Genomic DNA, 20,947 nt, shown 5'->3' with positions numbered 1-20,947 from the left:
CCCCGGGCGACGCCCCGCGCGCCCCGGCCCCCGGCCTCGACCGGCTGCCCGAACTGGTGCAGCAGGCGGCGAGCGCCGGCCTCACCGTCGCGGTCGACGGAACACCGCCCCGCCTCCCGCCCAACACCGACCTCGCCGCCTTCCGCATCGTCCAGGAGGCACTCACCAATGTCGTACGGCATTCCGGTTCGCGGCACGCGCGCGTGCACGTCGAGCACGACCCCCGGGAGCTACGGCTGCGCATCGACGACGACGGGCCCGCGACCGGCGCGGACGCCGGGGGCAGCGGGAACGGGCTGGCCGGAATGCGGGAGCGGGCCGCCGCGCTCGGTGGCACGATCGAGGCGGGCGCCCGCCCGGACGGCGGCTTCCGGGTGCTCGCCGTACTGCCGTTGAAGGTCACGCCGAAGGAGGACGACCGGTGATCCGCGTGCTGCTCGCCGACGACCAGGCCCTGGTCCGGGCCGGCTTCAAGGCGCTGCTGGACGCGCAGCCGGACATCGAGGTGGCCGGTGAGGCGTCCGACGGCGAGGAGGCCGTGCGCACGGTGGGCGAACTGCGCCCCGACGTCGTCCTGATGGACATCCGCATGCCGCTGCTCGACGGCCTCGCCGCGACCCGCCGGATCACCGGGGACAGCGCCCTCAAGGACGTGAAGGTGGTCATGCTGACGACCTTCGAACTCGACGAGTACGTCTTCGAGGCGATCCGCTCCGGCGCCTCCGGCTTCCTGGTCAAGGACACCGAACCGGACGAACTCCTGCGTGCGGTAAGGGCGGTGGTCGAGGGCGACGCGTTGCTGTCGCCGGGCGTGACCCGTCGCCTGATCGCCGAGTTCGCGGCCCGTTCCAAGGAACCCGCGACCGCCGACGCCCTCACCCAACTCACCGAGCGGGAACGGGAGGTGATGGCCCTGGTCGGCATCGGACTCTCCAACGACGAGATCGCCCGCCGCCTGGTCGTCAGCCCCCTCACCGCGAAGACCCACGTCAGCCGCACGATGGTGAAGCTCGGCGCCCGGGACAGGGCCCAACTGGTCGTACTGGCCTACGAGTCGGGGTTGGTACGCCCCGGCTGGCTGGGCTGACCGGCACCACTCTGCCGGTACCGGTACAGAACGGTCGCCACCCGGACGAAGAACACGACCGGCGCGAGCACGAGCGCCCCGCGCACCAGCAACGTCTCGACGGCGCCCGGCAGTTCGAAGAGCAGTGCCGGACCGGCGACCACTCCGAACAGCACCGCCGCCACGAACGCCGCACTGACCAGCGCGTACCCGATCTCCACGGTCATCGCCTCCCGCTCGGCCTGCGTACGCCGTCCCCCGGTCATCATCCCGAAAGTCTCACACGCGTGCGCCCGGCGGAGCAATCGGCTCCGCCGGGCGCACGGTTCTCGTAATTTGGCCTGGTGTCAATCGCGCAGCGCCACTCGCTCCGCCTCCGCCTCCGTCACAGTGGACTTGGCGACGACGATGGACTGTTGGGCACGACGGGTGCGCAACCCCGGCAGCGTGATCAGCAGCCCGGCCAGCGCGATGAACGTCACCACCACCAACCCCGGCCGGTAACTGTCCAGCACCGCCTGCGGAGTGGCATGCGCGGGTGCGTGCGCGGTGACCACGGCCGTGACGACGGCCAGGAAGATCGCGCCGCCCACCTGCACCGAGGTGTTCAACAGCCCGGAGACCATGCCCTGTTCGTGGTCGTCGACCCCGTTGGTGGCCTGGATGTTGAGCGAGGGGAAGACCAGCGCGAAGGCCGCGCCGATCAGCAGCATGGACGGCAGGATGACCGACGCGTACCCGGGGTCGACGCTGACCCGCAGGAACAGGGCGTACCCCACGACCATCAGCGCGAAGCCCACCACGATCAGCCGCTGGGTGCCGAACCGGTCGACGATCGCGCCCATCTTCGTCGAGGACGCCGCCACCAGCGCACCGGCCGGCAGGAACGCGAGCGCCGTGTGCAGTGCCGACCAGCCCAGCAGCTGCTGCATGTACAACGTGACCAGGAACTGGAAGCCGACGTACGACCCGAAGAGGGCCATCGCGCCGAGCTGGGCGCGGATCTGGTTGCCGGAGCGCAGCACCCCGAGCCGGATCAACGGTCCCGCGGAGCGCCGCTCGACGTACACGAAGACGGTCAGCAGGACGGCAACTGCCAGGAAGGACAGGAGAGTTCGGGCCGACGCCCAGCCGGCCTCCGGTGCCTGCACGACGGTGAACACCAGCAGCAGCATCGACGCGGTGCCGAGGACGGCGCCGGGGACGTCGTAGCCGTTGTGGTCCTTCTCGCGTTCGCTGCGCGGCAGCAGCTTCAGGCCGGCGAGCAGGGCGAGCAGCGCGATGGGCGCGGGGAGCAGCATGGTGAGGCGCCAACTGGCCTCCGTGAGCAGGCCGGAGAGGACCAGGCCCATCGAGAAACCGGTGGCCGCGCAGGTGGTGTAGATGGACAGGGCGCGGTTGCGCAGCGGGCCCTCGGCGAAGGTCGTCGTGATGATCGACAGGCCGGCCGGTGCGGTGAAGGCCGCGCTGAGGCCCTTGATGAAGCGGCTGGCGATCAGCAGCGGGCCCGAGTCGACGAGCCCGCCGAGCAGCGAGGCCACCGCGAAGACACCCAGGGCGACCAGGAAGACCTGACGCCTGCCGAGCAGGTCGGCGGTCCGGCCGCCGAGGAGGAGCAGGCCGCCGTATCCGAGGATGTAGCCGCTGACGATCCATTGGAGCGTCGAGGTGGAGAGGTCGAGTTCGGAGCCGATGGAGGGCAGGGCGACGCCGACCATCGACACGTCGAGCGCGTCCAGGAACATCGCGGCGCAGAGCACCAGCAGGGTGCCCCACAGCCGTGGGGTCCAGCGGACCGCCGAGGCCGAGGCCGAGGCCGGGGCCGCGGGAGGGGAGAGCGGAGAGGTCATGCCGCAGACAATACATGCGCATGCATCGAATGCGAATGCATTTAATTCCGATGCAACAAACCCGTTTCTCTGCTACGGTGCGCTGTCATGGCGGCGAAGAAGGCCGAGCAGGCGCTCGTGGACCAGTGGCGGGAGATGCTGGCGCTGCATGCCCGCACCCAGTGCGAACTCGACCGCGCTCTGCATCAACACGGCCTGTGCGGCAGCGACTTCGAGGTCCTGGACGTGCTGTCCGCCGAGTCCTGCGCGTTCCGCGTCCAGGAGATCTCCGAGCGTGTCCACCTCAGTCAGAGCGCCCTGTCCCGTCTGATCGCCCGGCTGGAGAAGGACGGCCTCGTCGAGCGCGGCATGTGCGCGGAGGACCGGCGGGGCGTCCGCGTGACCCTCACGGACAAGGGCCGCGCGCTGCACGGTGAGGTACTCCCGTTGCAGCGCGCGGTGTTGACGAAGATGCTGACCGGCTGACGGGTCGTCAGCTCCGGATCCGTCAGTTCCGGGCCCCCGAACCCTCAGCTCCAGGTGACCGCGGACTTCTCCCGCCACAGCGCGGCGACCGACGCGTCCCCGGTCACGCTCGGGAACGGCCCCCGGTTCCACAGTGCCCGATACAACTGCCCCGCAGGACCGGCCAGTTCGCAGTCGGCGCTCCCGGTGCCGTCCCGCTCGGCGGCGGGCGGTTCCTGGGACAGTCGTACGGTCCAGACGGCGCCGTCCGCGTCCGTCGCCCGCACCCTCAGCACCCGGGGTTCCTCGCTGCGGACCCGGCTCTTGCGGCGAGCGTGGAAGCCGCGCAGCAACTCGTCGATGCCGTCGGCCGCGAAGTCCGGGGCGATCTCGCCGGCCATCCCGCCGCGCGCCGCCTCGGCGTCCATCCGGTGCACCGTCGTCTCGTGCGCCTGCCGCCGTGCCCAGAACGCGAGCGGCGACGGCGCCGCGAAGAACTGCCAGCACTCCACGTCGGGCGGGGCGGCGGAGAGGGTGTCCACGAGGGAGCGGTGCCCCGCCCGGAACCAGGCCACCAGCTCGGCGCCGTCCAGGTCCGGGAGGCCGCCGTCGGGGTGGTATTCGGCGTACCCCTCGGCGACGAACGCGGTCGCCCAGCGATGCACCATCCCCGTGTGCCGCAGCAGATCCCGCACCTGCCACCCCGGACAGGGCGGCACCTCGGCGTCGACGCCCGCCTCCTCGGCGGCCGAGGTCAGCAGGCCGCCCTCCCGGTCCAGGGTCCTCACGAACGCATCGGTGTCCATGCGTCCGAGTGTGCCGTAGCGCAGGGATGGCGTGCGCGTCACCGAGGGAGGGCGGCTCGTACGTCAGGCGGAGGCGAGCGCCTTGCGCAGGACGGTGACGGCCAGTGTGATGGCGGCCTCGGCGGCGTGCGTCTCGCGCAGGGCGTTGAGCATCACGAAGTCGTGGATGATCCCCTGGAAGCGGACGGCGGTGACGGGGACTTGGGCCTGGCGCAGCTTGTTGGCGTAGGCCTCGCCCTCGTCGCGCAGCACGTCGGCCTCGCCGGTGATGACGAGGGCCGGGGGCAGGCCGGTGAGCTGCTCGGTGGTCGCCCGGAGTGGGGAGGCCGTGATCTGGGCGCGCTCGGCCTCGTCGGTCGTGTACTGGTCCCAGAACCACTGCATGCCGTCGCGGCGCAGGAAGTAGCCGGTGGCGAACTGGCCGTAGGAGGCGGTGTCGAAGTTCGCGTCGGTGACCGGGTAGAACAGCACCTGCTGGAGCAGCGGGACGTCGCCGCGCTCCTTGGCCATCAGGGTCAGCGCGGCGGTCATGTTGCCGCCCACGGAGTCGCCGGCCACGGCGATGCGGGTGGGGTCGAGGTCCTTGGTGGCACCCTCGTGGACGGCCCACTGGGCGACGGCGTAGTTCTGTTCGATGGCGACCGGGTAGCGGGCCTCGGGGGAGAGGTCGTACTCGGGGAAGACCACGGCGGCGTTCGCGCCCGCGGCGAGTTCGCGCACGAGGCGGTCGTGGGTGTGGGCGTTGCCGAACACCCAGCCCGCGCCGTGGATGTAGATGATCACGGGAAGCATGCCGGTGACGCCGGCCGGGCGGACGATCCGGGCCCGGACGCTGCCGGTCGGGCCGCCGGAGACGGTGATCCACTCCTCGTCGACGGCGGGCTTGGCGATCTCCCCGGACTGGACCTCGTCGACGGCCTTGCGGCCCTCCGCCGGGGCGAGGTCGAAGAGGTACGGCGGGTTCGCGGTCGCCTCGACGAAGGCCTGGGCGGCGGGTTCGAGGACGGGGCGGGGCGCGGTGCTGTCGGTCATGGCGATCTCCTCGGATCGGGTGCCGCGGCGGGTTCCGGCCGGGTCTCGGCCGGTGGTGCGGCACGAGGAAGATAGTAGCGTGCAATTAAGTCGTGCACAACTAAAGCGTGCTCGATAGAATCGGCTGGACCTGAACGATAAGGTGGTGATCGCCCTGAAGAGCGCCGTAGACGCCACGGACGCCGGAGCGAGGAGTCGCACCATGAGCCCAGCCGCCGCGGAACCGGCCGAGGGATCGCTGCTCCTCGACGACCAGTTGTGCTTCGCGCTGTACGCGGCGTCCCGCGCGGTGACCGCGCGCTACCGGCCGCTGCTGGACGAACTCGGCCTGACCTACCCGCAGTACCTCGTCATGCTCGTCCTCTGGGAGCAGGACTCGATCTCCGTACGGGACCTGGGCGCCGCGCTCCAGCTGGAGTCCAGCACGCTCTCCCCGCTCCTGAAGCGGCTGGAGGCGAACGGTCTGCTGCGCCGCGAACGCCGGCGCGACGACGAACGCTCGGTCGCCATCCGGCTCACCGACGCCGGGGAGCGGATGCGGGAGCAGGCCGCCGCCGTGCCCCTCGCCATCGGTGACGCCATGGGCCTGACGCCCGCTCAGGACGCCCTGACCAAGCAGCTCCTCCGGCTGATCACCGCCAACGTCGCCGCCGGCTGAACCGCCCGCCACCTGCGCGTTCCCGCTGGACGAGGCGTCTTGTCGTCGCCGCTGTTCACCTTAGCTTGCAGGCCCAACGGCATCTCCTGGACCGGATCCCTGTATACGGTCCGAAGCGATTTCCCGAAAAGAAATGGCTTACGTCAATGGAGATTCAAGCCGATCAAGCGCGAGGTGCCATGCCGACCCAGGTGTCCCAAGTCTCACCGCCGGCCCCGCAGCCGGAGAGCCCGTCCCGGAACGTCACCGCCACCATCGCCCTGGCCTGTGTGGGAGTCTTCGTCTCCTACCTGCCGGTCGTCGGGGTGTCGGTCGCGCTGCCGGTGATCCAGCAGGCGCTCGAAGCGTCCACCACCGGGCTCCAGTGGATCACCGACGCGTTCATCCTGCCGACCGCCGCACTGCTCCTGACCTGCGGTGTCATCGGCGACCTCTACGGCCGCAAGAAGATGTACCTGATCGGCCTGACGCTGTCCTGTCTCGGCTGCCTCGTCGCTCTGACCGGCCACAGCGTCGTCCAGGTCTGCGTCGGCCAGGCGCTCACCGGCGTCGGCACCGCCGCCCTGCTGCCCGCGACCCTCGGCCTGATCAGCCACGTCTGCCCCGACCACCGCAAACGGGGCGCCGCGATAGCCCTGTGGACGGCCGCCCTGGGCCTCGGCCTGACCCTCGGCCCGCTCTTCAACGGCCTGATCGTGGAGCACGCGAGCTGGCGCTGGATCTTCCTGCCCACCCTGGCCATCGGCGCCGTCACGGTCCTGGTCGGCGCCTTCGCCCTGACCGACTCCCGCTCGGACCGCGAACGCCACCTCGACATCCCCGGCCAACTCCTCGCCGTCGTCGCCATCACCGCCATCGTCTACGGCGTCATCGAGGGCGGCGGCGCCCCGGGCTGGGGTTCGGCCGAGGTCGTCACCGCGTTCGTCGTGGCGGCGCTCGCCCTTCCGGCCTTCGTCCTGGTCGAACTGCGGTCGCGCTGCCCGATGTTGGACATGCGGCTGTTCAAGTCCTCGGCGTTCTCCGGCGCCGCGTTCGTCATGGCGCTCACCCTGTTCGCGCAGGTCGGTCTGGTCTTCTCGCTCAGCGAGTACTTCGGGCTGGTCCATCACGCCTCGACGTGGGACATCGGGGTACGCCTGATCGCGCTCAACGGTTTCACCGTCGTCCTCGGTCCGGTGGTCGGCCGGCTGATGCACCGGTTCTCGCCCGGCCTCGTGCTGGTGACCGGCCTGCTCGTCGGCGGCATCGGGGCGCTCCTGGTGAACCTCTTCGACGCCACCACCGGAACCGGCGAAGCGGCCCTGGTCATCGCCGTGTTGGGGATCGGCATCGCGCTGGCGATGGCCCCGATCACCACCATCGCCATGAACAGCCTGCCGCGCCGCCTGGGCAGCACCGCCGGTGCCGCCAACAGCGCCCTCCGCCAGATCGGCAGCGCCCTGGGCCCCGCCATCTTCGGCGTCGTCCTCACCCACCGCACCCTCGCCACCCTGCCCGCACACGTCGCCGCGTCCGGCCTCGCCCCGGCCGACCAGGGCCAGGTCATCGGCATGGTCAACGGCGCCGGCATCCAGGCGGGCGCCTTCCTCCACCTCAACACCGGCGAGGCGACCGGCCAGGCCCTGGCCGCCTACGGAGCGAGCTTCACGGACGCGCTGCACACCTGCGCCCTGGTCGGCGGCATCGGCATGCTGGTGGCCGCGGCCGTCGCCTTCCTCACGATCGGCATCCACGCCCGCGCACCGCACGGCGAAGGGGAGCCTGTCGCGGCGGTGCATCCTGCCGCCGGGGCAGCGGGTGTTGGCGGGGGCGGCTGAGCAACGGCTCATGACACATGGGCAGTTGCCCATCGGGTGCGTAACTCCGATGGGCAACTGCCCTTGCTCTACGTCCCGTTGGCCGGCGCCCGCGGCCCGCGATCAGGTGAGGCCGCCGTCGTTCTCTGATGCGGGGTGCGAGGAGGAGGCACAGGGAGTCCGCCGACAGCTGTCTGAGGGGTAGTTGGCCATCGGCCGTAGGGTTCCGATGGGTAACTACCCTTGCCGTACGTCCCGTTGGCCGACACCTGCCGCCCGCGATCAGGTGAGGCCGCCGTCGTTCTCCAACGCGGGCGCGAGGAGATGGCACAGGGAGTCGGCCAGCAGATACAGGGGATCGGCGGTCTCCAGCGGCCACTCCACGGCGATCCACGCGGAGAAGAACGACTCGGTCTGCAGTACGGCCATCAGCGCGCGCTGGCGGGCCTCCGCGGGGTCGACGCCTCGCCAGCGCTCCGGGGGAGCGACCAGCATCGCGACATACCGCTCGTGCGCCTCGACGTACTGCACCCGGCCCTCGCCGAGACTGCGGAGCGCCGCCGGGGCCGCCGCGTTGGCGACGCGGCGGACGGGCGCCATCTCGCGCCAGCGGGTCGCGGCCTCGTCCAGCCAGGTGCGGATGTCGGCCCGGGTCCAGCGCGGAAGCGCGGCCAGGTCGGCGTACGCCTCGCCCATCACGCCGTAGACCCGCTCCACCAGCGCGTCGACGATCTCGGCCTTGCCGGGGAAGTGGGCGTAGACCGTGGCCCGGGTCACCCCGGCCGCCTGGGCGATGTCCTCCATCCGCGCATCGAGGAACGGCTTCTCGGTGAAGACCGTGACGGCCGCGTCGAGCAGTCGGCGATGCGTGAGGAGCTTCTGCTCTTCGCGCAGGTTCCTGCGGGGCGGCGTCGGCTCCATTCGCCCAGTTTCTTGCATGGGGCGACTATATGCCGCCGGGTACGGAGTGATCTGCCGGGAATTGGGGCTCTGACCTGGTCCTTTACTGAAGGGCCGACTCGGGGTGCTCTCTCAGCTCGACTCGGGCCAGTCGGCGTACCGGATGCGGCGCAGGTCGAGAACCTCGCCGAGGGTGCTCCACTCGTCCTTGCCCAGACGTGCCAGGGGGCGCAGCCGGGTGACCTCGGGATGGCCGTCGTGCAGGACGGTTTCGTCGATCGCGAGGTGGACCACCCGGCCGAAGACCACGGTGGAATTGCCCAGCCGTAGCGTGCTGTGCAGTTCGCACTCCAGGGCCACGGGGGAGCGGGCGACGCGCGGTGCCTTCACCCGCGTGCTCGCCTCGCGCTCGACTCCCACGGCGTCGAACTCGCTCACGCCTTCCGGGAAGTCCGTGGCGGTCTTGTTCACCTCGTCGATGAGGGACTCCGGGGCGAGGTTGACCACGAACTGCCCGGTCGCCTCGACATTGCGCAGCGAGTCCTTACGGCCGATCGAGGTGAACTGCACGATGGGCGGCGCGGCCGACGACACGGTGAAGAAGGAGTGCGGGGCGAGATTGTCGACGCCGTCGGCCGAGACCGTCGAGACCCAGGCGATCGGCCGCGGCACGACCGTCGAGGTGAGCAGGCGGTAGACCGCGACCGGTTCCATCTGGGCCGGGTTGAATTCAGTGCGCATACCAGCGATATACCAGACGCCGGTGAGGCGACTGTTCGCCGGCCGCCGATGACCGCGGCGCGAGGGCGGACGAACGTCTCGCTCGCTCCTCGGGAGGCTCTGTTTCCCGCTGCTATACGCCGTGTATGGTGAACCGATATCGCTATACACGGCGTATAGCGAATGGGTGCTTGGAGTCCGGCGTATGAGCACGGCAGTGAACGAGTCGAGTCCGCCGGACATATCCCCCGCGGCCCGCCGGAAGGTGCTGAAGGCCCTCAGCGGGCTGCTCCTCGCGCTGTTCGTCTCCACGCTCAGCAGTACGGTCGTCTCCAGCGCGCTGCCGAAGATCATCGGGGCGGTGCACGGGTCGCAGACGCAGTACACGTGGGTCGTCACCGCGACGCTCCTCACCACCACGGCGACGACGCCGATCTGGGGCAAGCTCGCCGACCTGTTCAGCAAGAAGACCCTCGTGCAGGTGTCCATCGGCGTCTTCGTGCTGGGCGCCGTGGCATCCGGGATCAGCCAGACCGCGGGGCAGCTCATCGCCTCGCGGGCGTTGCAGGGTGTCGGCGTCGGCGGTGTGCAGGCGCTCGTCCAGATCACCCTCGCGGCGATGATCCCGCCCCGCGAACGCGGCCGCTACAGCGGCTACTTGAGCAGCGTCACGGCCACGTCGACCATCGGCGGACCGCTGCTCGGCGGCGTGATCGTCGACACCTCGTGGCTGGGGTGGCGCTGGTGCTTCTTCGTCGGCGTGCCGATCGCGGCCGTAGCGCTGTTCATGCTCCAGCGGACGCTGAGCCTTCCCGTCCTCCGGCGCGAGAACGTCAGGATCGACTACCTGGGGGCGACGTTGATCGCCTCGGGTGTCAGCGTGCTGCTGGTGTGGGTGTCGTTCGTCGACAACTCCTTCGGCTGGGTCTCGTGGCAGACCGGGGTCATGGTGACCGGCGGGCTGGTGCTGATCGGCGCGGCCGTGTGGGTGGAGTCGCGGGCCGCCGAACCCGTCGTACCGCTCCACATCGTGAGGCAGCGGACGACCGCGCTGGCGATCGTAGGCAGCCTGTCCGTCGGTACGGCCATGTTCGGCGCCGCGGTGTTCCTCAGCCAGTACTTCCAGCTCAGCCGTGGGCACAGTCCGACCGAGGCGGGTCTGCTGACGATTCCCATGATGGCCGGGATTCTCATCGCCTCCACGGTCGCGGGCCGGCTGATCAGTCGGACCGGGAAGATCAAGCCGTTCATCATCACCGGAGCCGTCCTGCTCACGGTCGGGTTCGCCGTGCTCGGCACCATCGACTCCAGGACACCCATGCTGCTGCTGGGCGTGGCGATGCTGTGCGTCGGGATGGGCGTCGGCATGACGCTGCAGAACCTGGTGCTCGTCGTGCAGAACACCGTGCCGCTGAGGGACATCGGCGCGGCCAGCTCCACGGTGTCGTTCTTCCGGTCCCTCGGCGGCACGATCGGTGTCTCCGTCCTCGGTGCCGTACTGGCGAGGCACGTCCAGGACCAGATCGCGCACGGACTCGTCTCGGCGGGCCTGCGGACCACGGGCACCGCCACGGATGTCTCCGCGCAGCCCGCCGCCGTACAGGAGATCATCCGTGTCGCCTACGGCGACGCCACCGCGCGGATCTTCCTCCTCTCGGCCGCCGCCGCCCTCCTCGCGGTGATCGCCGCGATCCTGCTGAAGCCGGTCAGCCTCCGCAGCAGTCTCGACCTGACCGAGAAGAGCGGGGGAGCGGCGACGGTCGCCGCGGAGGCCGGGTGAGGGGCGGAACCCGACGACGAAGTTCCGCGGGAGCCCCTCTCAACCCGTCTACCTGGGTAAACTGTCGGGAACGCCAAGTGCCTTGAGGGGGAGCCGGGATGCCGCCGCACAGTCCTTCCGCGGCCGGGGTTCCGGACGAGGGCGAGGGTGACGAGCGGAGCGTGCCGCCCGTCCGGCAGGCGCTGTCGGACAGCGTGTACGAGCGCATCAAGGCGATGGTCATGGACCACGAGATCGCCCCCGGCGCCCGCGTCGGCATCGAAGCGCTCGCCCGCACCCTCAAGGTCTCGCCAACTCCCGTACGGGAAGCGCTCGCCCGGCTGGAGTCCGACGGTCTGGTGGTGAAGCGGGCGCTCTCCGGATACCGGGCCACGCAGCTGCTCACCAGCCAGGGTCTCGACGAACTCTTCGAAATGCGGCTGCTGTTGGAGCCGAAGGCCGCCGCGCTGGCCGCCGTCAACGCGACCGAAGCGCAACTCGACGGCCTTGAGCGGATCGTCGAGGAGATGCAGGCCCACCCGAGCCCGAACGAACGGTACGCGTCGTACCGCGACTTCGCCGCCCTCGACCAGCGCTTCCACGAGGCGATCGGACAGGCCGCGCACCGACCGCTGCTGGCGGACGCGGTGGAACGGCTCCACGCGCATCTGCACATCTTCCGGCTCAGCAAGGTGGTCGGCGCCTGGGGCCCGACCGTCGCCGAGCACGAGCGGATCGTCCGCGCGGTGCTGCGCCGCAACCCCGAGCGGGCGGCGGAGGCGATGGCGGAGCACCTGACGCGCAGCCTGGAGCGGCAGATCGAGGACGGCGAGGGGCCCGGGTCCTGAACGACCCCTGCTGAAGCCGGAGTTGGGGGGTGGCCTGTCCCCGCTCACTCCATGAGGAACACCTGCTCCGTCGCGGCCCACCATTCGCCGGGCGCAGCCTCCGGCACGGGCACCTGACACGGGGCGGTGAGTTCCCACCACCGCCGGGTGGCCTGGTCCTCGGCCATCAGGGCCAGGTCCGCCGCGAGATCGTCGCCGTGGTACTCGAAATAGCTGAACAGGCGGTCGCCCAGCAGATGGATCGAGTAGTTGGAGATGTGGCTGCGCCGGATGCGGTCGAGCACCGGCTGGGGCACGTCGCGGTGCAACTCCCGGTATTCGTCCAGCTTTTCCGGGTGTACGGCGATGACCTGGGCCACGCGCCTCATGAGCGCACCGCGTCGCGCTCGTGGATCAGGCGGATGACCCGGCCGCTCATGCGGTCGTAGTCGCGGTCGTTGTCGAGTTCGCCGCGGATGCGGTGGTCCGTCATGACGACGATGCGGTCGGCGAGGGTGACCATCTCCGCCAGGTCGCTGCTGATGAGGAGGATGGGCAGGCCGTCGCGGGCCAGGTCCCAGATCAGTTCGTGGAAGGCGCGCTTGGTGCGCACGTCGACGCCCACCGTCGGCTCGTCGATGACCAGCAACTTGGTGTCCGCGGCAAGCCACTTGGCGAGGCTGACCTTCTGCTGGTTGCCGCCCGAGAGTTCACCGGCGTTCTGCCCGAGCCCCGAGACGCGGATGCCGAGCCGGTCGACGAGATCCCGCGCGACGTCCCGCTCCTCGCTCGCCGAGACGAACCCGAGCGCCTTGGCGAGCCGCTTCCACACCGTCACCGTGATGTTGCGGACGATGGGCTGCTCAAGGAAGACGCCCTCCTCCTTGCGGTTCTCGGTGACGTACCCGATGCCGAACTCGTGCAGGGCCTGGCGGGGTGACGTGATGCGGACCGGGCTGCCGTGCACCCGGACCTCGCCGCCCGTGATCCGGTCCAGACCGAGCACCGCCTTGACCAGCTCGCTGCGCCCGGCGCCGACCAAGCCGTACAGGCCGACGATCTCGCCGGGCCGGACCTCCAGGCTGATGTCACGGTGTCCGCCGGCCGTGGAGACCTTGTCCAGCACGAGAGTTGGGGTGGCGGTGCGGTCGACCGTGCGGGGGCGCATCTCCGTCGCCGCGTGGGCGCGGCCCACCATGAGGCCGACGATGTCGTCGTGGGTGTGGTCCGACAGGGGCGAGGACTCCAGGACCGACTTGCCGTCGCGCAGCACGGTGACCGTGTCGCAGACCTCGAAGACCTCCTCCAGCTTGTGGCTGACGAAGACGACACAGGCACCGCGGGCGGCCAGTCGCCGGATCACCTCGAAGAGGCGTTCCGTCTCCTGCGGGGAGAGGGACGCGGTCGGTTCGTCGAGCAGGAGGACCCGGCTCTCGGTGTAGAGGGCCTTGGCTATCTCCACCAACTGCTGTTGCGCCACGGAGAGTTCACGCACAGGCCGCTGCGGGTCGAGGTCGACACCGAGTTCGGCGAGGCACGCGACCGCCGGTGCGGTCATGGCCTCGCGGTCGACCAGGCCGCGGTGGGAGGGCGGATTCTGAAGGGTGATGTTCTCCGCCACCGAGAAGCCCGGGATGAGATTGCGTTCCTGGTGGACGACACCGATGCCGGTGCGGGTCGCCTCCAACGGTGAGCGCAGATTGACCAGTTGGCCGTTCCAGGTGAGGCTGCCGCCGTCGGGGGAGTGGACGCCGGTGAGGACCTTGATGAGGGTCGACTTGCCGGCGCCGTTCTCGCCGAGGAGCGCGTGCACGGAACCGGCGGTCAGCCGTAGCCCCACACCGTCCAGCGCCCGGACGCCGGGGAAGACCTTCACCAGGTCCTGGCATGCGAGAAGAACCGTGCCGCTCACTGGGCACCTCCGGTCTGGGGCAGGACGGCGCCGTCGGTCGTCGCGGACTTCTCCAGGCGCGTCTGGTGCAGCCGGCCACCGGCGACGGTGCCGAGCACGACCAGGCCGATGAGGAGGTTCACCCAGCTCGGGTCCAGCGAGAACTGGGCTCGTGTGGCGTCGATCAGCCGGGTCACGAAGGCCGCAAGGACCGTGCCCAGTACGGCGATTGAGCCGCCGGTGAGGGCCACGCCGCCGATGATCGGCGCGGCGAAGCTCGGCAGCAGCCAGTCGCCGCCGACGCTGCGGTTGACGCCGGGCAGCGAGGCCGTGGCGGTCACGGCGGCCACGCCGATCAGCAGCCCGGACAGCGTGTGCGCGGCCACGATCTGCCGATCCGTGGAGATGCCGGACAGCCGGGCCGCGAGCGGGTTGCCGCCCGCCGCGAGGAGCCTTCGGCCCGCGACCGTGCGGTACATGAACGCGGCCAGCAGCGCCGCCGCGACGAGCGCGGTGACGAAGACCAGGGGGATGTTCAGCGGCGCCGCCGTGCCGAAGTCGCGCAGCGTACGGGAGTAGCCGTCGACGGTACGGGTGCCGGTGAGCCGGTACTGCGCCCCCAGGAGGATCGTCATCGTCGCGAGGGTGACGATGAACCCGTTGATCTGGGTGCCCACGATGGCGACACCGGTCGCCAGCCCGATGGCCGTCGCCGTCAACAGGCCCACGATCACGGCGACTCCGGCGGGCACACCGTGGTCGGCCATGAGAACGCCCATCAGACAGGCGGTGAAGCCGCCCAACGCACCCACGGCCAGGTTGAGTTGACCCACGCACAGCGCCACCATCTGGGCCAGCCCGATGAGGATGGGCGTGGCCAGGTACTGGAGGAAGACCCGCACCGACGGGCCCTCGAAGAAGGAGCCCGACGAGGCGACGCCCAGCGCCGCATAGCCCGCCACGACCACGCACAGCAGCATCGCCGCCGTGGAACGGGAGAACCGGCGCAGCGCCTCGCCGCCCCAACTCCCTTGACCCAGCGTCACGTTCAAGCGGTTCATGTGGAGCGCACCACCTTGCGATAGGACACCACCGTGCGGATCCGGTCGGCCGACAGGGCCAGCAGGAGGACACAGCCGAGATAGATGTTCAGGCTCTCCAGCCCGACGCCGAGCAGATCGAGACCCTTGCGGATCACACCGACCAGGGCGGTGCCGAGCAGCGTGCCCAGCACGGACACCACCCCGCCGGTCAGCAGAGTGCCGCCAAGTACCGCGCCCAGGAAGGACGGCAGCATGAAGTCGTCGCCGATGGAGGCGCGGAACGTACCTGTACCGGCCGCCGCCATGAACCCGGCGAGCGCGGCGAGCAGCCCCGAGAGCGTGTGCGCGAGCAGGACCCGGTGGCCGGTGGGGATGCCGGACAGCTCCGCGGCGGCCGGATTGGCGCCGGTGAGCAGTAGTTCCCGGCCGATGCGCGTACAGCCGTAGAGGAAACCGAGGGCGAGCATCGCGAGGACGGTGAACTGGGCGATCTGCGGGACGGCGGGGGAGCCGCAGACGGGGCCCGCGCAGATGTCGGCGAGGGAGTAGGAGCGCAGGGCGTCGATGCCGGAGGGGTGGGTGGTGAAGGCTGCGTCGTCCGTGAGGGACGAGTAGAGGAGGGAGACCAGGCCCAGGAGGGCGAAGTCCATGGCCAGGGTGACGACGAAGGAGCTCACTCCGGTGCGGGCGATGAGCCAGCCGGTGACCGCGCCGATCGCCGCCCCGGCGGCCAGGCACATCAGCAGCCCCACCTGCATCGGGACGCCGAGACGGTCGTAGCCGAGGCCCGCGAACAGGGCGCCGAAGGCGGCCATCCGGCCGACCGCGAGGTTCATGTGGCCCACGGACAGGGCGACCATCTGCGCGAGCGCGACCACGGTCAGTGTGGCGGTGTCCCGCAGGAGCGGGAAGAGCACCAACTGCTGGTCCAGGAACGCCGGTCGGAGCACGCCGAACAGAACGCTGAGCGCGATGACGAGGACCAGCAGGCCGAGCCGCTGGTTGACCCAGAACGGCATGCGGTGCGTGGCCGCCTGCTCCTCCGGGACGGTGTCCGGCGGGCTGATCGAGGTCGTCATGCCACCCTCCGGTCGTCCAGCGCGTCGGAGTCCCAGTCGATGCCGATGCCGGGTACGTCCGGGGCTACGGCCATGCCGTCCCGGATGGTCAGTTCGGTGCGGGTCACCGCCCTCAACTGCGGTATGTACTCGACGTATTGGCCGTTCGGCACGGCGGCGGCGAGGCTCACGTGCAGTTCCATCAGGAAGTGCGGGCAGACCGCGACGTTGTGACTCTCCGCCAGATGCGCGACCTTCAGCCACGGCGTGATGCCACCGATCCGCGCGGCGTCGACCTGCACGACGGACGCGGCACCAGACTCCAGATAACTGCGGAACTGCATCAGGGAGTACATGGACTCGCCCACGGCGACGGGGATGCGGGTCGCCGCCGCGAGCCGCGCGTGCCCGCTGATGTCGTCGGCGGGCAGCGGCTCCTCCAGCCAGTACGGGTCGTACGGCTCCAGCGCGGCCGCGAGCCGCAGGACGGAGGACGCCGTCTGGGACTGGTTGGCGTCGGTCATGATGTGGAGGGAAGGTCCGACTGCCTCGCGGACCGCGCGCAGGCGCTCCGCGTCCTCGGCGGGATGCGGCCGGCCCACCTTGATCTTGACGCCCGCCCACCCCAACTCCTGGGCGCGCAGGGCACTTTTCACCAGTTCCTCGGCGCTCAGATGGAGCCAGCCGCCCTCGGTGTCGTAGACCGGCACCTCCTGGCGGTGGCCGCCGGCCAGTCGCCACAGCGGTTCGCCCGCACGCTTGCACCGCACGTCCCACAGGGCGGTGTCCACGGCGGCGAGGGCGAGCGAGGTGATGGCTCCGGTGGTGGTGGACCGGGTCAGCGCGAACAGCCGCTGCCACAGCGCCTCGACGTTGCGCGCGTCCTGTCCGACGAGCGCGGGCAGCAAGTGGTCGCGCAGCAGGGCGAGTACGGAGCTGCCGCCGGTGCCGATCGTGTAGGAGTAGCCGGTTCCCGCGAGGCCGTCGGCCGTCTCCAGGTCGACCAGGACCGTCTCCTGTTTGACGAACGACTGCACCGCGTCGGTGCGGTCCTGCTCGACGGCGATGTCGGCCAGCCTGGCGGTCGCGGCCGTGACGATGCTGCTGCTCATTCAGCAATTCCGGTTTCTGTCGGGGGAGTTGGCCATCAGCGGTGCTCGGTCATCAGCGCTGCCCGGCCGTCAGGCGCAGGAGAGGATCTCGTCGGTGAACTGCTTCTTCAGCTCGGCGGTCTTCGCCTGCCGCGCGGTGTCGTAGCCGGCGACGTTCGCCTTGGTGACGACGAACGAACCCGAGTCCACCTCGACCCCGGGAGAGCGCACCGTGCACTGCTTCGTCTGGAGCAGGGCCAGCGCCCAGATCCCGATCTCGGCCTGGCCGACCGGGTTCTGCACGACGGTGGCGGTGACCGTGCCCTGCTCGATGCCGCTGAGGATCTTGGCGTCGTCGTCGATGGCGATGACCTTCGCCTTTGACCCGGACGACTTGACGACGTCGGCCGCGGCGACGGCCGGGTTGTAGGCGGTCGCGACAATGCCCGTGATCTGACCGCCCTTCGCCGCCATCAGGTCGGACACCGCCTTCTGCGCGGTCTGGAGGTCCGTGTCGACGTCGGTGATGGTCTGCAGGAGCTTGACCTTGCCGCCCGACTCCTTCACAGCCTGGGCGACGCCCTTGATCCTCAACTGGGTGTTGGCGTCGACGTTGTTGCCGGTGAGGTGGACCAGGGTGCCCTTGCCGCCCATGGCCGCGATCGCCGCCTTCGCGGCTTTGTAGGCGGCGAGTTGGACGTCCGTGGAGAGACAGAAGTCGGCCTCGTCCTTGTCGCCCGCGGGGCACGAACCCAGCGAAGCCACCGGGAAACCCTGGGACTTGAGGTCCGTGAAGGTCGAGTTGATGTCGGTGGGGGAGACACCGAACACCCCGAACGCGTTGTAGCCGCGCGCCGCGAGCGTCGACAACAGGTTGTTCTGCTTCTGCTGGTCCCACTCCGCCGTCTCGTCGAAGGCGACGGCTCCGAGGCCGTACGTCTTCTTCGCGGCGGCGCCCGCGGTCTTCCAGGGCTGGAAGTACGGATGGGCGCCGCCGGGCACGAGGGCGACCTTGGTCCTGGAGCCGTCCACGAGATCGGCTCCGGCGCCGGTCCGGGCAGCCGGCGCGGCCTGACCGCCCGACTGCGCACCGGAGTTCTTGTAGGTACAGGCCGCTGTCCCCGTCGCCAGCAGCGCGACCGCGACAACTCCGGGCAGGACAGATCTGGTTGGGAAGCGCATGACCCACCCCTGCGGATTCAGATAGGAATCAGATAGGAAATCGATGCGGCGATCGTGAGGGAGGAAGCCGGGCGCGTCAAGGCTTGCGACACGAACAGGTGCGGTGGGTTGGGAGTTTGCGACTCTCAGGACTCCCGTCGGCGCTTCTCGTGTGGCCCGGTTGTGTGCGAAATCATATAGGAAATGTCCGCGTGTCGGCCTGGCCATAAAGGCGCAGATCCTCCCCGCGACGTGAAGATCGTGTGCCCCTCAGCCCCCTAGGATGACTGGCTTCAGCGTTCACGGGTGGGCAACTCGTGGGCGTGCAAGGGCCGTTCACCGCAGGGAGTTGCGCATGGGTTCCGACATGGGTGCCGACGAGGTCTTGACCGCGCCGCCGGACGGGCTGTCGGCCGGCCCCGTGGTGCCGCGGCTGGTGCTGGGCGCGCGGTTGCGCGAACTGCGCGAGGAACGGCACATCTCCCGCGCGGCCTCGGGTGACGCCATTCGCGCCTCCCGCTCCAAGATCAGCCGCCTGGAGGCCGGCCGTCACCGCTTCAAACCGCGCGACGTCGCCGACCTGCTCACGCTCTACGGCGTCACGGACGAGGCCGAGCGGGCCACCCTGCTGGCCCTCGCCGAGGAGGCCAACTCCCCAGCCTGGTGGCAGCACTTCAACGATGTGGTGCCCACGTGGGCGCGGGCCTACCTCGGGGCCGAACAGGCGGCGAGCCTCGTCCGCTGCTTCGAGGTCCAGCGCGTTCCCCACCTGTTGCAGACCCCGGACTACGCGCGCGCCTCCCTCCGGCTCGCCCACGCGGGTGCCGGCGGGGCGGAACTCGACCGGCGGGTCAAGCTGCGGATGACACGGCAGCGGATTCTGCGCCGGCGGCCGGCGGCACAGCTCTGGGCCGTGATCGACGAGGCGGCGCTGCGACGCCCGGTGGGCGGAATCGGCACGATGCGGGCCCAGTTGAGGCATCTCATCGAGATCTGCCGGCTGCCGCAGGTCACCGTCCAGGTGATGCCCTTCCTCGCGGGCGGGCACGCGGGGGAGGCCGGGCCGGTGACCATCCTGCGGCTGCCCGGGGGCCGGTTGCCCGACATGGTCTACCTGGAGCAGCGGGTCACCGCCCTCTACCCCGACCGGCCGACCGAGATCGAGTGCTACTGGGACGTCATGAACCGGCTGGTGGTGGAGGCGGAATCGCCGGAGGAGACCCCGACGATCCTGCACCGCATCCTTCAGGAGACGTGATCCGTCAGAAGACTTGAACTGCCGGGCGGGTTCTAGCGCTTGAGGGCGACACCGCCGTACTGGTGCACCTCCGCCGGCAGGCCCCAGGCACTCTCGTCGGGACGCCAGCGCGAGCAGGAGGCCACGCCCGGTTCGATCAGTTCCAGGCCCTCGAAGAAGCCCGCGATCTGCTCGGGGCTGCGCAGGATGTACGGGATCGAACCGCCCTCGTTGTACTGGCGGATGGCGTCGACGTAGGCCTCGCTGGTGTCGGTGCTGTCGTAGTGCACGAGGTAGCTGCCGGCGGGCAGGGCGTCCACCAGGCGCCGTACGATCGCGCGCGCCTCGTCGTAGTCCTCGATGTGGCCCAGGATGCCCATCAGCATGAGGGCGACGGGCTTGTCGAAGTCGAGCGTCTTGCCGGCCTCGCGGACGATGGTGACCGGGTCGCGCAGGTCGGCGTCGACGTAGTTGGTGACGCCTTCCGGGGAGCTGGTGAGCAGCGCGCGGGCGTGGGCCAGCACCAGCGGGTCGTTGTCGACGTAGACGATGCGGCACTCGGGGGCCACGCGCTGGGCTATCTCATGGGTGTTGTCCACGCTGGGCAGCCCGGTGCCGATGTCCAGGAACTGCCGGATGCCCTCCTCGCCGGCCAGGTGACGGACAGCGCGGGCGAGGAAGTACCGGGCGGCCCGGGCGCCGGTCTCTATGCCGGGGAAGATCTCGCGGAACGCGTCACCGGCGACACGGTCCACCTCGTAGTTGTCCTTGCCGCCCAGCCAGTAGTTCCAGATCCGGGCCGACTGCGGCACGGTGGTGTCGAACCTGGCGAGCGGATCCTGCTCGGAGTTGTCTGCCGCTTCGGTCATGGAAGCTCCTGTGCGTACGCGGTGAGAACCACGGAACCGTCGAAGATCGGCCGTGGAGACCCACGTTATTCCCCCGTGGCGCGACTCGTGTGCCTCGGCGGCCCCAACTGCACGTACCGGCCCGCTCGTTGGCTGGTTCGCTGCGCCCGGTGACGTGGAATCAGCCCTCTGCGGCGTGCCGGGTGAGGAATCCGATGAGGGCGGCGACGGCGGCGAGTACGGCCACGCTGGTGAGGGCGGCGGGGAGGGAGTACCAGTCGGCCATGAAGCCGATGGCGGGCGGTCCCAGGAGCATGCCGCCGTAGCCGAGGGTGGAGGCGATGGCGACGCCGTCGGGGCCGGCGAGGGTGCCGGCGCGTTCGACGGCGACGGGGAAGAGGTTGGCGAGACCGAGTCCGGTGATCACGAAGCCGAGGACGGCTGCCCACAGGGTGGGCGCGAGCGCGCCGAGCAGCATGCCGAGGGCGGCGGTCGTGCCGCCGGACACGAGGGTGCGGGTGCGGCCGAGGCGTTCGAGGAGCCGGGTGCCGGTGAGCCGGCCGGCGGTCATGGCGAGCGCGAAGCAGGAGTAGCCGATGGCGGCGGCGCCGGCGGTGGCGTCGAGGTCCTGTTCCAGGTGCAGGGCGCTCCAGTCGGCCAGGGCGCCTTCGCCGAAGGCGGTGCAGAGGGCGATCAGGCCGAAGGTGAAGACGAGGCCGCGGGTGCGGGTGTCGAGGCGGCGGGGGGCGGTCTCCTGCTT

General features: G+C 70.3%; 22 protein-coding genes. 8 read left to right on the top strand and 14 right to left on the bottom strand.

What is annotated here, in order from left to right; translation table 11 throughout:
• Nucleotides 1–425, top strand: a 425-nt coding sequence (locus AC31A1_RS23055) for a sensor histidine kinase (RefSeq protein ID WP_489655133.1), incomplete at its 5' end; no start/stop codon positions are given.
• Complete coding sequence (locus AC31A1_RS23050) at nt 422–1,087, top strand: response regulator transcription factor (protein WP_393753517.1); 666 nt, start codon at nt 422–424, stop codon at nt 1,085–1,087. The genes AC31A1_RS23055 and AC31A1_RS23050, both read left to right, overlap by 4 nt.
• On the opposite strand, the gene AC31A1_RS23045 is transcribed toward AC31A1_RS23050, so the two are convergent.
• Complete coding sequence (locus AC31A1_RS23045) at nt 1,048–1,332, bottom strand: DUF6332 family protein (RefSeq protein ID WP_489655134.1); 285 nt, start codon at nt 1,330–1,332, stop codon at nt 1,048–1,050. The genes AC31A1_RS23050 and AC31A1_RS23045 overlap by 40 nt on opposite strands.
• An 81-nt stretch (nt 1,333–1,413) precedes the next feature.
• Nucleotides 1,414–2,916 (bottom strand): MFS transporter, encoded by a 1,503-nt coding sequence (locus tag AC31A1_RS23040; RefSeq protein WP_489655132.1) that lies wholly within the window; start codon nt 2,914–2,916, stop codon nt 1,414–1,416.
• Nucleotides 2,917–3,003: 87 nt separating this feature from the next.
• On the opposite strand from AC31A1_RS23040, the gene AC31A1_RS23035 reads away from it, so the two are divergent.
• On the top strand, nt 3,004–3,381 hold the full coding sequence (locus AC31A1_RS23035; protein ID WP_393753514.1) for a MarR family winged helix-turn-helix transcriptional regulator: 378 nt from the start codon (nt 3,004–3,006) through the stop codon (nt 3,379–3,381).
• A 44-nt stretch (nt 3,382–3,425) separates the two neighbouring features.
• Here the strand turns inward: AC31A1_RS23035 and AC31A1_RS23030 are convergent, their stop codons facing one another.
• A complete protein-coding gene (locus AC31A1_RS23030; protein WP_489655131.1) occupies nt 3,426–4,166 on the bottom strand; it encodes a maleylpyruvate isomerase family mycothiol-dependent enzyme in 741 nt (246 codons plus the stop codon).
• Nucleotides 4,167–4,229: 63 nt separating this feature from the next.
• Nucleotides 4,230–5,198 carry an alpha/beta hydrolase gene (locus tag AC31A1_RS23025; RefSeq protein ID WP_489655130.1) on the bottom strand — a complete coding sequence of 323 codons (969 nt, stop codon included), beginning with the start codon at nt 5,196–5,198 and terminating at the stop codon, nt 4,230–4,232.
• A gap of 202 nt (nt 5,199–5,400) precedes the next feature.
• On the opposite strand from AC31A1_RS23025, the gene AC31A1_RS23020 reads away from it, so the two are divergent.
• Together AC31A1_RS23020 and AC31A1_RS23015 are read left to right on the top strand one after the other, a co-directional pair.
• The gene (locus tag AC31A1_RS23020; RefSeq protein ID WP_489655129.1) at nt 5,401–5,856 is read left to right on the top strand and encodes a MarR family winged helix-turn-helix transcriptional regulator; all 456 of its coding nucleotides are present in this window, start codon (nt 5,401–5,403) and stop codon (nt 5,854–5,856) included.
• Nucleotides 5,857–6,035: 179 nt separating this feature from the next.
• Complete coding sequence (locus tag AC31A1_RS23015) at nt 6,036–7,673, top strand: MFS transporter (RefSeq protein WP_489655128.1); 1,638 nt, start codon at nt 6,036–6,038, stop codon at nt 7,671–7,673.
• Between the two features lie 261 nt (nt 7,674–7,934).
• Here AC31A1_RS23015 and AC31A1_RS23010 read toward each other — a convergent pair whose 3' ends face one another.
• A complete protein-coding gene (locus AC31A1_RS23010; protein WP_489655127.1) occupies nt 7,935–8,573 on the bottom strand; it encodes a TetR/AcrR family transcriptional regulator in 639 nt (212 codons plus the stop codon).
• Between the two features lie 111 nt (nt 8,574–8,684).
• Nucleotides 8,685–9,293 carry a flavin reductase family protein gene (locus AC31A1_RS23005; RefSeq protein ID WP_489655126.1) on the bottom strand — a complete coding sequence of 203 codons (609 nt, stop codon included), beginning with the start codon at nt 9,291–9,293 and terminating at the stop codon, nt 8,685–8,687.
• A 184-nt stretch (nt 9,294–9,477) separates the two neighbouring features.
• Here AC31A1_RS23005 and AC31A1_RS23000 point away from each other — a divergent pair, with 184 nt between their 5' ends.
• Together AC31A1_RS23000 and AC31A1_RS22995 are read left to right on the top strand one after the other, a co-directional pair.
• Nucleotides 9,478–11,052 carry an MFS transporter gene (locus AC31A1_RS23000; protein WP_489655125.1) on the top strand — a complete coding sequence of 525 codons (1,575 nt, stop codon included), beginning with the start codon at nt 9,478–9,480 and terminating at the stop codon, nt 11,050–11,052.
• A 98-nt stretch (nt 11,053–11,150) separates the two neighbouring features.
• On the top strand, nt 11,151–11,879 hold the full coding sequence (locus tag AC31A1_RS22995) for a GntR family transcriptional regulator (protein WP_489655124.1): 729 nt from the start codon (nt 11,151–11,153) through the stop codon (nt 11,877–11,879).
• A gap of 44 nt (nt 11,880–11,923) precedes the next feature.
• Here the strand turns inward: AC31A1_RS22995 and AC31A1_RS22990 are convergent, their stop codons facing one another.
• From AC31A1_RS22990 to AC31A1_RS22965, 6 genes are all read right to left on the bottom strand, one after another.
• Nucleotides 11,924–12,247, bottom strand: a complete 324-nt coding sequence (locus tag AC31A1_RS22990; protein WP_489655123.1) for an L-rhamnose mutarotase — start codon at nt 12,245–12,247, stop codon at nt 11,924–11,926.
• On the bottom strand, nt 12,244–13,770 hold the full coding sequence (locus AC31A1_RS22985) for a sugar ABC transporter ATP-binding protein (protein WP_489655122.1): 1,527 nt from the start codon (nt 13,768–13,770) through the stop codon (nt 12,244–12,246). The genes AC31A1_RS22990 and AC31A1_RS22985 overlap by 4 nt, the downstream gene beginning before the upstream one ends.
• Entirely contained in the window at nt 13,767–14,810 is a 1,044-nt protein-coding gene (locus AC31A1_RS22980) for an ABC transporter permease (RefSeq protein WP_489655121.1), read from the bottom strand. The genes AC31A1_RS22985 and AC31A1_RS22980 overlap by 4 nt, the downstream gene beginning before the upstream one ends.
• Nucleotides 14,807–15,871: an ABC transporter permease gene (locus AC31A1_RS22975; protein WP_489655120.1), complete on the bottom strand. Its 1,065-nt coding sequence runs from the start codon at nt 15,869–15,871 to the stop codon at nt 14,807–14,809. Before AC31A1_RS22975 ends, AC31A1_RS22980 begins: the two co-directional genes overlap by 4 nt.
• Nucleotides 15,868–16,962 (bottom strand): mandelate racemase/muconate lactonizing enzyme family protein, encoded by a 1,095-nt coding sequence (locus tag AC31A1_RS22970; protein WP_489655119.1) that lies wholly within the window; start codon nt 16,960–16,962, stop codon nt 15,868–15,870. Before AC31A1_RS22970 ends, AC31A1_RS22975 begins: the two co-directional genes overlap by 4 nt.
• Before the next feature lie 69 nt (nt 16,963–17,031).
• Nucleotides 17,032–18,123: a sugar ABC transporter substrate-binding protein gene (locus AC31A1_RS22965; protein WP_489655118.1), complete on the bottom strand. Its 1,092-nt coding sequence runs from the start codon at nt 18,121–18,123 to the stop codon at nt 17,032–17,034.
• 334 nt (nt 18,124–18,457) lie between these two features.
• Between AC31A1_RS22965 and AC31A1_RS22960 the strand changes: the two genes are divergently transcribed.
• Nucleotides 18,458–19,360 carry a helix-turn-helix domain-containing protein gene (locus tag AC31A1_RS22960; RefSeq protein WP_489655117.1) on the top strand — a complete coding sequence of 301 codons (903 nt, stop codon included), beginning with the start codon at nt 18,458–18,460 and terminating at the stop codon, nt 19,358–19,360.
• Between the two features lie 32 nt (nt 19,361–19,392).
• Here AC31A1_RS22960 and AC31A1_RS22955 read toward each other — a convergent pair whose 3' ends face one another.
• Both AC31A1_RS22955 and AC31A1_RS22950 read right to left on the bottom strand, forming a co-directional pair.
• Nucleotides 19,393–20,208 (bottom strand): SAM-dependent methyltransferase, encoded by an 816-nt coding sequence (locus AC31A1_RS22955; protein ID WP_489655116.1) that lies wholly within the window; start codon nt 20,206–20,208, stop codon nt 19,393–19,395.
• Between the two features lie 160 nt (nt 20,209–20,368).
• A partial coding sequence (locus AC31A1_RS22950) for an MFS transporter (RefSeq protein WP_489655115.1) occupies nt 20,369–20,947 on the bottom strand: 579 nt, incomplete at its 5' end.

The organism is Streptomyces sp. P5F9 (genome assembly GCF_057961495.1).
Note: the sequence above shows the minus strand (reverse complement) of the source record. Positions and strands in the feature narration are given on the sequence as shown.

What these genes read in the sequence shown, in the direction of transcription:
- AC31A1_RS22990 (WP_489655123.1), bottom strand. Translation starts at nt 12,247, where the DNA reads ATGAGGCGCGTGGCCCAGGTCATCGCCGTACACCCGGAAAAGCTGGAC.
- AC31A1_RS23040 (WP_489655132.1), bottom strand. Translation starts at nt 2,916, where the DNA reads ATGACCTCTCCGCTCTCCCCTCCCGCGGCCCCGGCCTCGGCCTCGGCC.
- AC31A1_RS22980 (WP_489655121.1), bottom strand. Translation starts at nt 14,810, where the DNA reads ATGAACCGCTTGAACGTGACGCTGGGTCAAGGGAGTTGGGGCGGCGAG.
- AC31A1_RS23035 (WP_393753514.1), top strand. Translation starts at nt 3,004, where the DNA reads ATGGCGGCGAAGAAGGCCGAGCAGGCGCTCGTGGACCAGTGGCGGGAG.
- AC31A1_RS22955 (WP_489655116.1), bottom strand. Translation starts at nt 20,208, where the DNA reads ATGACCGAAGCGGCAGACAACTCCGAGCAGGATCCGCTCGCCAGGTTC.
- AC31A1_RS23030 (WP_489655131.1), bottom strand. Translation starts at nt 4,166, where the DNA reads ATGGACACCGATGCGTTCGTGAGGACCCTGGACCGGGAGGGCGGCCTG.
- AC31A1_RS22975 (WP_489655120.1), bottom strand. Translation starts at nt 15,871, where the DNA reads ATGACGACCTCGATCAGCCCGCCGGACACCGTCCCGGAGGAGCAGGCG.
- AC31A1_RS23020 (WP_489655129.1), top strand. Translation starts at nt 5,401, where the DNA reads ATGAGCCCAGCCGCCGCGGAACCGGCCGAGGGATCGCTGCTCCTCGAC.
- AC31A1_RS23000 (WP_489655125.1), top strand. Translation starts at nt 9,478, where the DNA reads ATGAGCACGGCAGTGAACGAGTCGAGTCCGCCGGACATATCCCCCGCG.
- AC31A1_RS22965 (WP_489655118.1), bottom strand. Translation starts at nt 18,123, where the DNA reads ATGCGCTTCCCAACCAGATCTGTCCTGCCCGGAGTTGTCGCGGTCGCG.
- AC31A1_RS22970 (WP_489655119.1), bottom strand. Translation starts at nt 16,962, where the DNA reads ATGAGCAGCAGCATCGTCACGGCCGCGACCGCCAGGCTGGCCGACATC.
- AC31A1_RS23005 (WP_489655126.1), bottom strand. Translation starts at nt 9,293, where the DNA reads ATGCGCACTGAATTCAACCCGGCCCAGATGGAACCGGTCGCGGTCTAC.
- AC31A1_RS23010 (WP_489655127.1), bottom strand. Translation starts at nt 8,573, where the DNA reads ATGGAGCCGACGCCGCCCCGCAGGAACCTGCGCGAAGAGCAGAAGCTC.
- AC31A1_RS23025 (WP_489655130.1), bottom strand. Translation starts at nt 5,198, where the DNA reads ATGACCGACAGCACCGCGCCCCGCCCCGTCCTCGAACCCGCCGCCCAG.
- AC31A1_RS23015 (WP_489655128.1), top strand. Translation starts at nt 6,036, where the DNA reads ATGCCGACCCAGGTGTCCCAAGTCTCACCGCCGGCCCCGCAGCCGGAG.
- AC31A1_RS22960 (WP_489655117.1), top strand. Translation starts at nt 18,458, where the DNA reads ATGGGTTCCGACATGGGTGCCGACGAGGTCTTGACCGCGCCGCCGGAC.
- AC31A1_RS23045 (WP_489655134.1), bottom strand. Translation starts at nt 1,332, where the DNA reads ATGACCGGGGGACGGCGTACGCAGGCCGAGCGGGAGGCGATGACCGTG.
- AC31A1_RS22995 (WP_489655124.1), top strand. Translation starts at nt 11,151, where the DNA reads ATGCCGCCGCACAGTCCTTCCGCGGCCGGGGTTCCGGACGAGGGCGAG.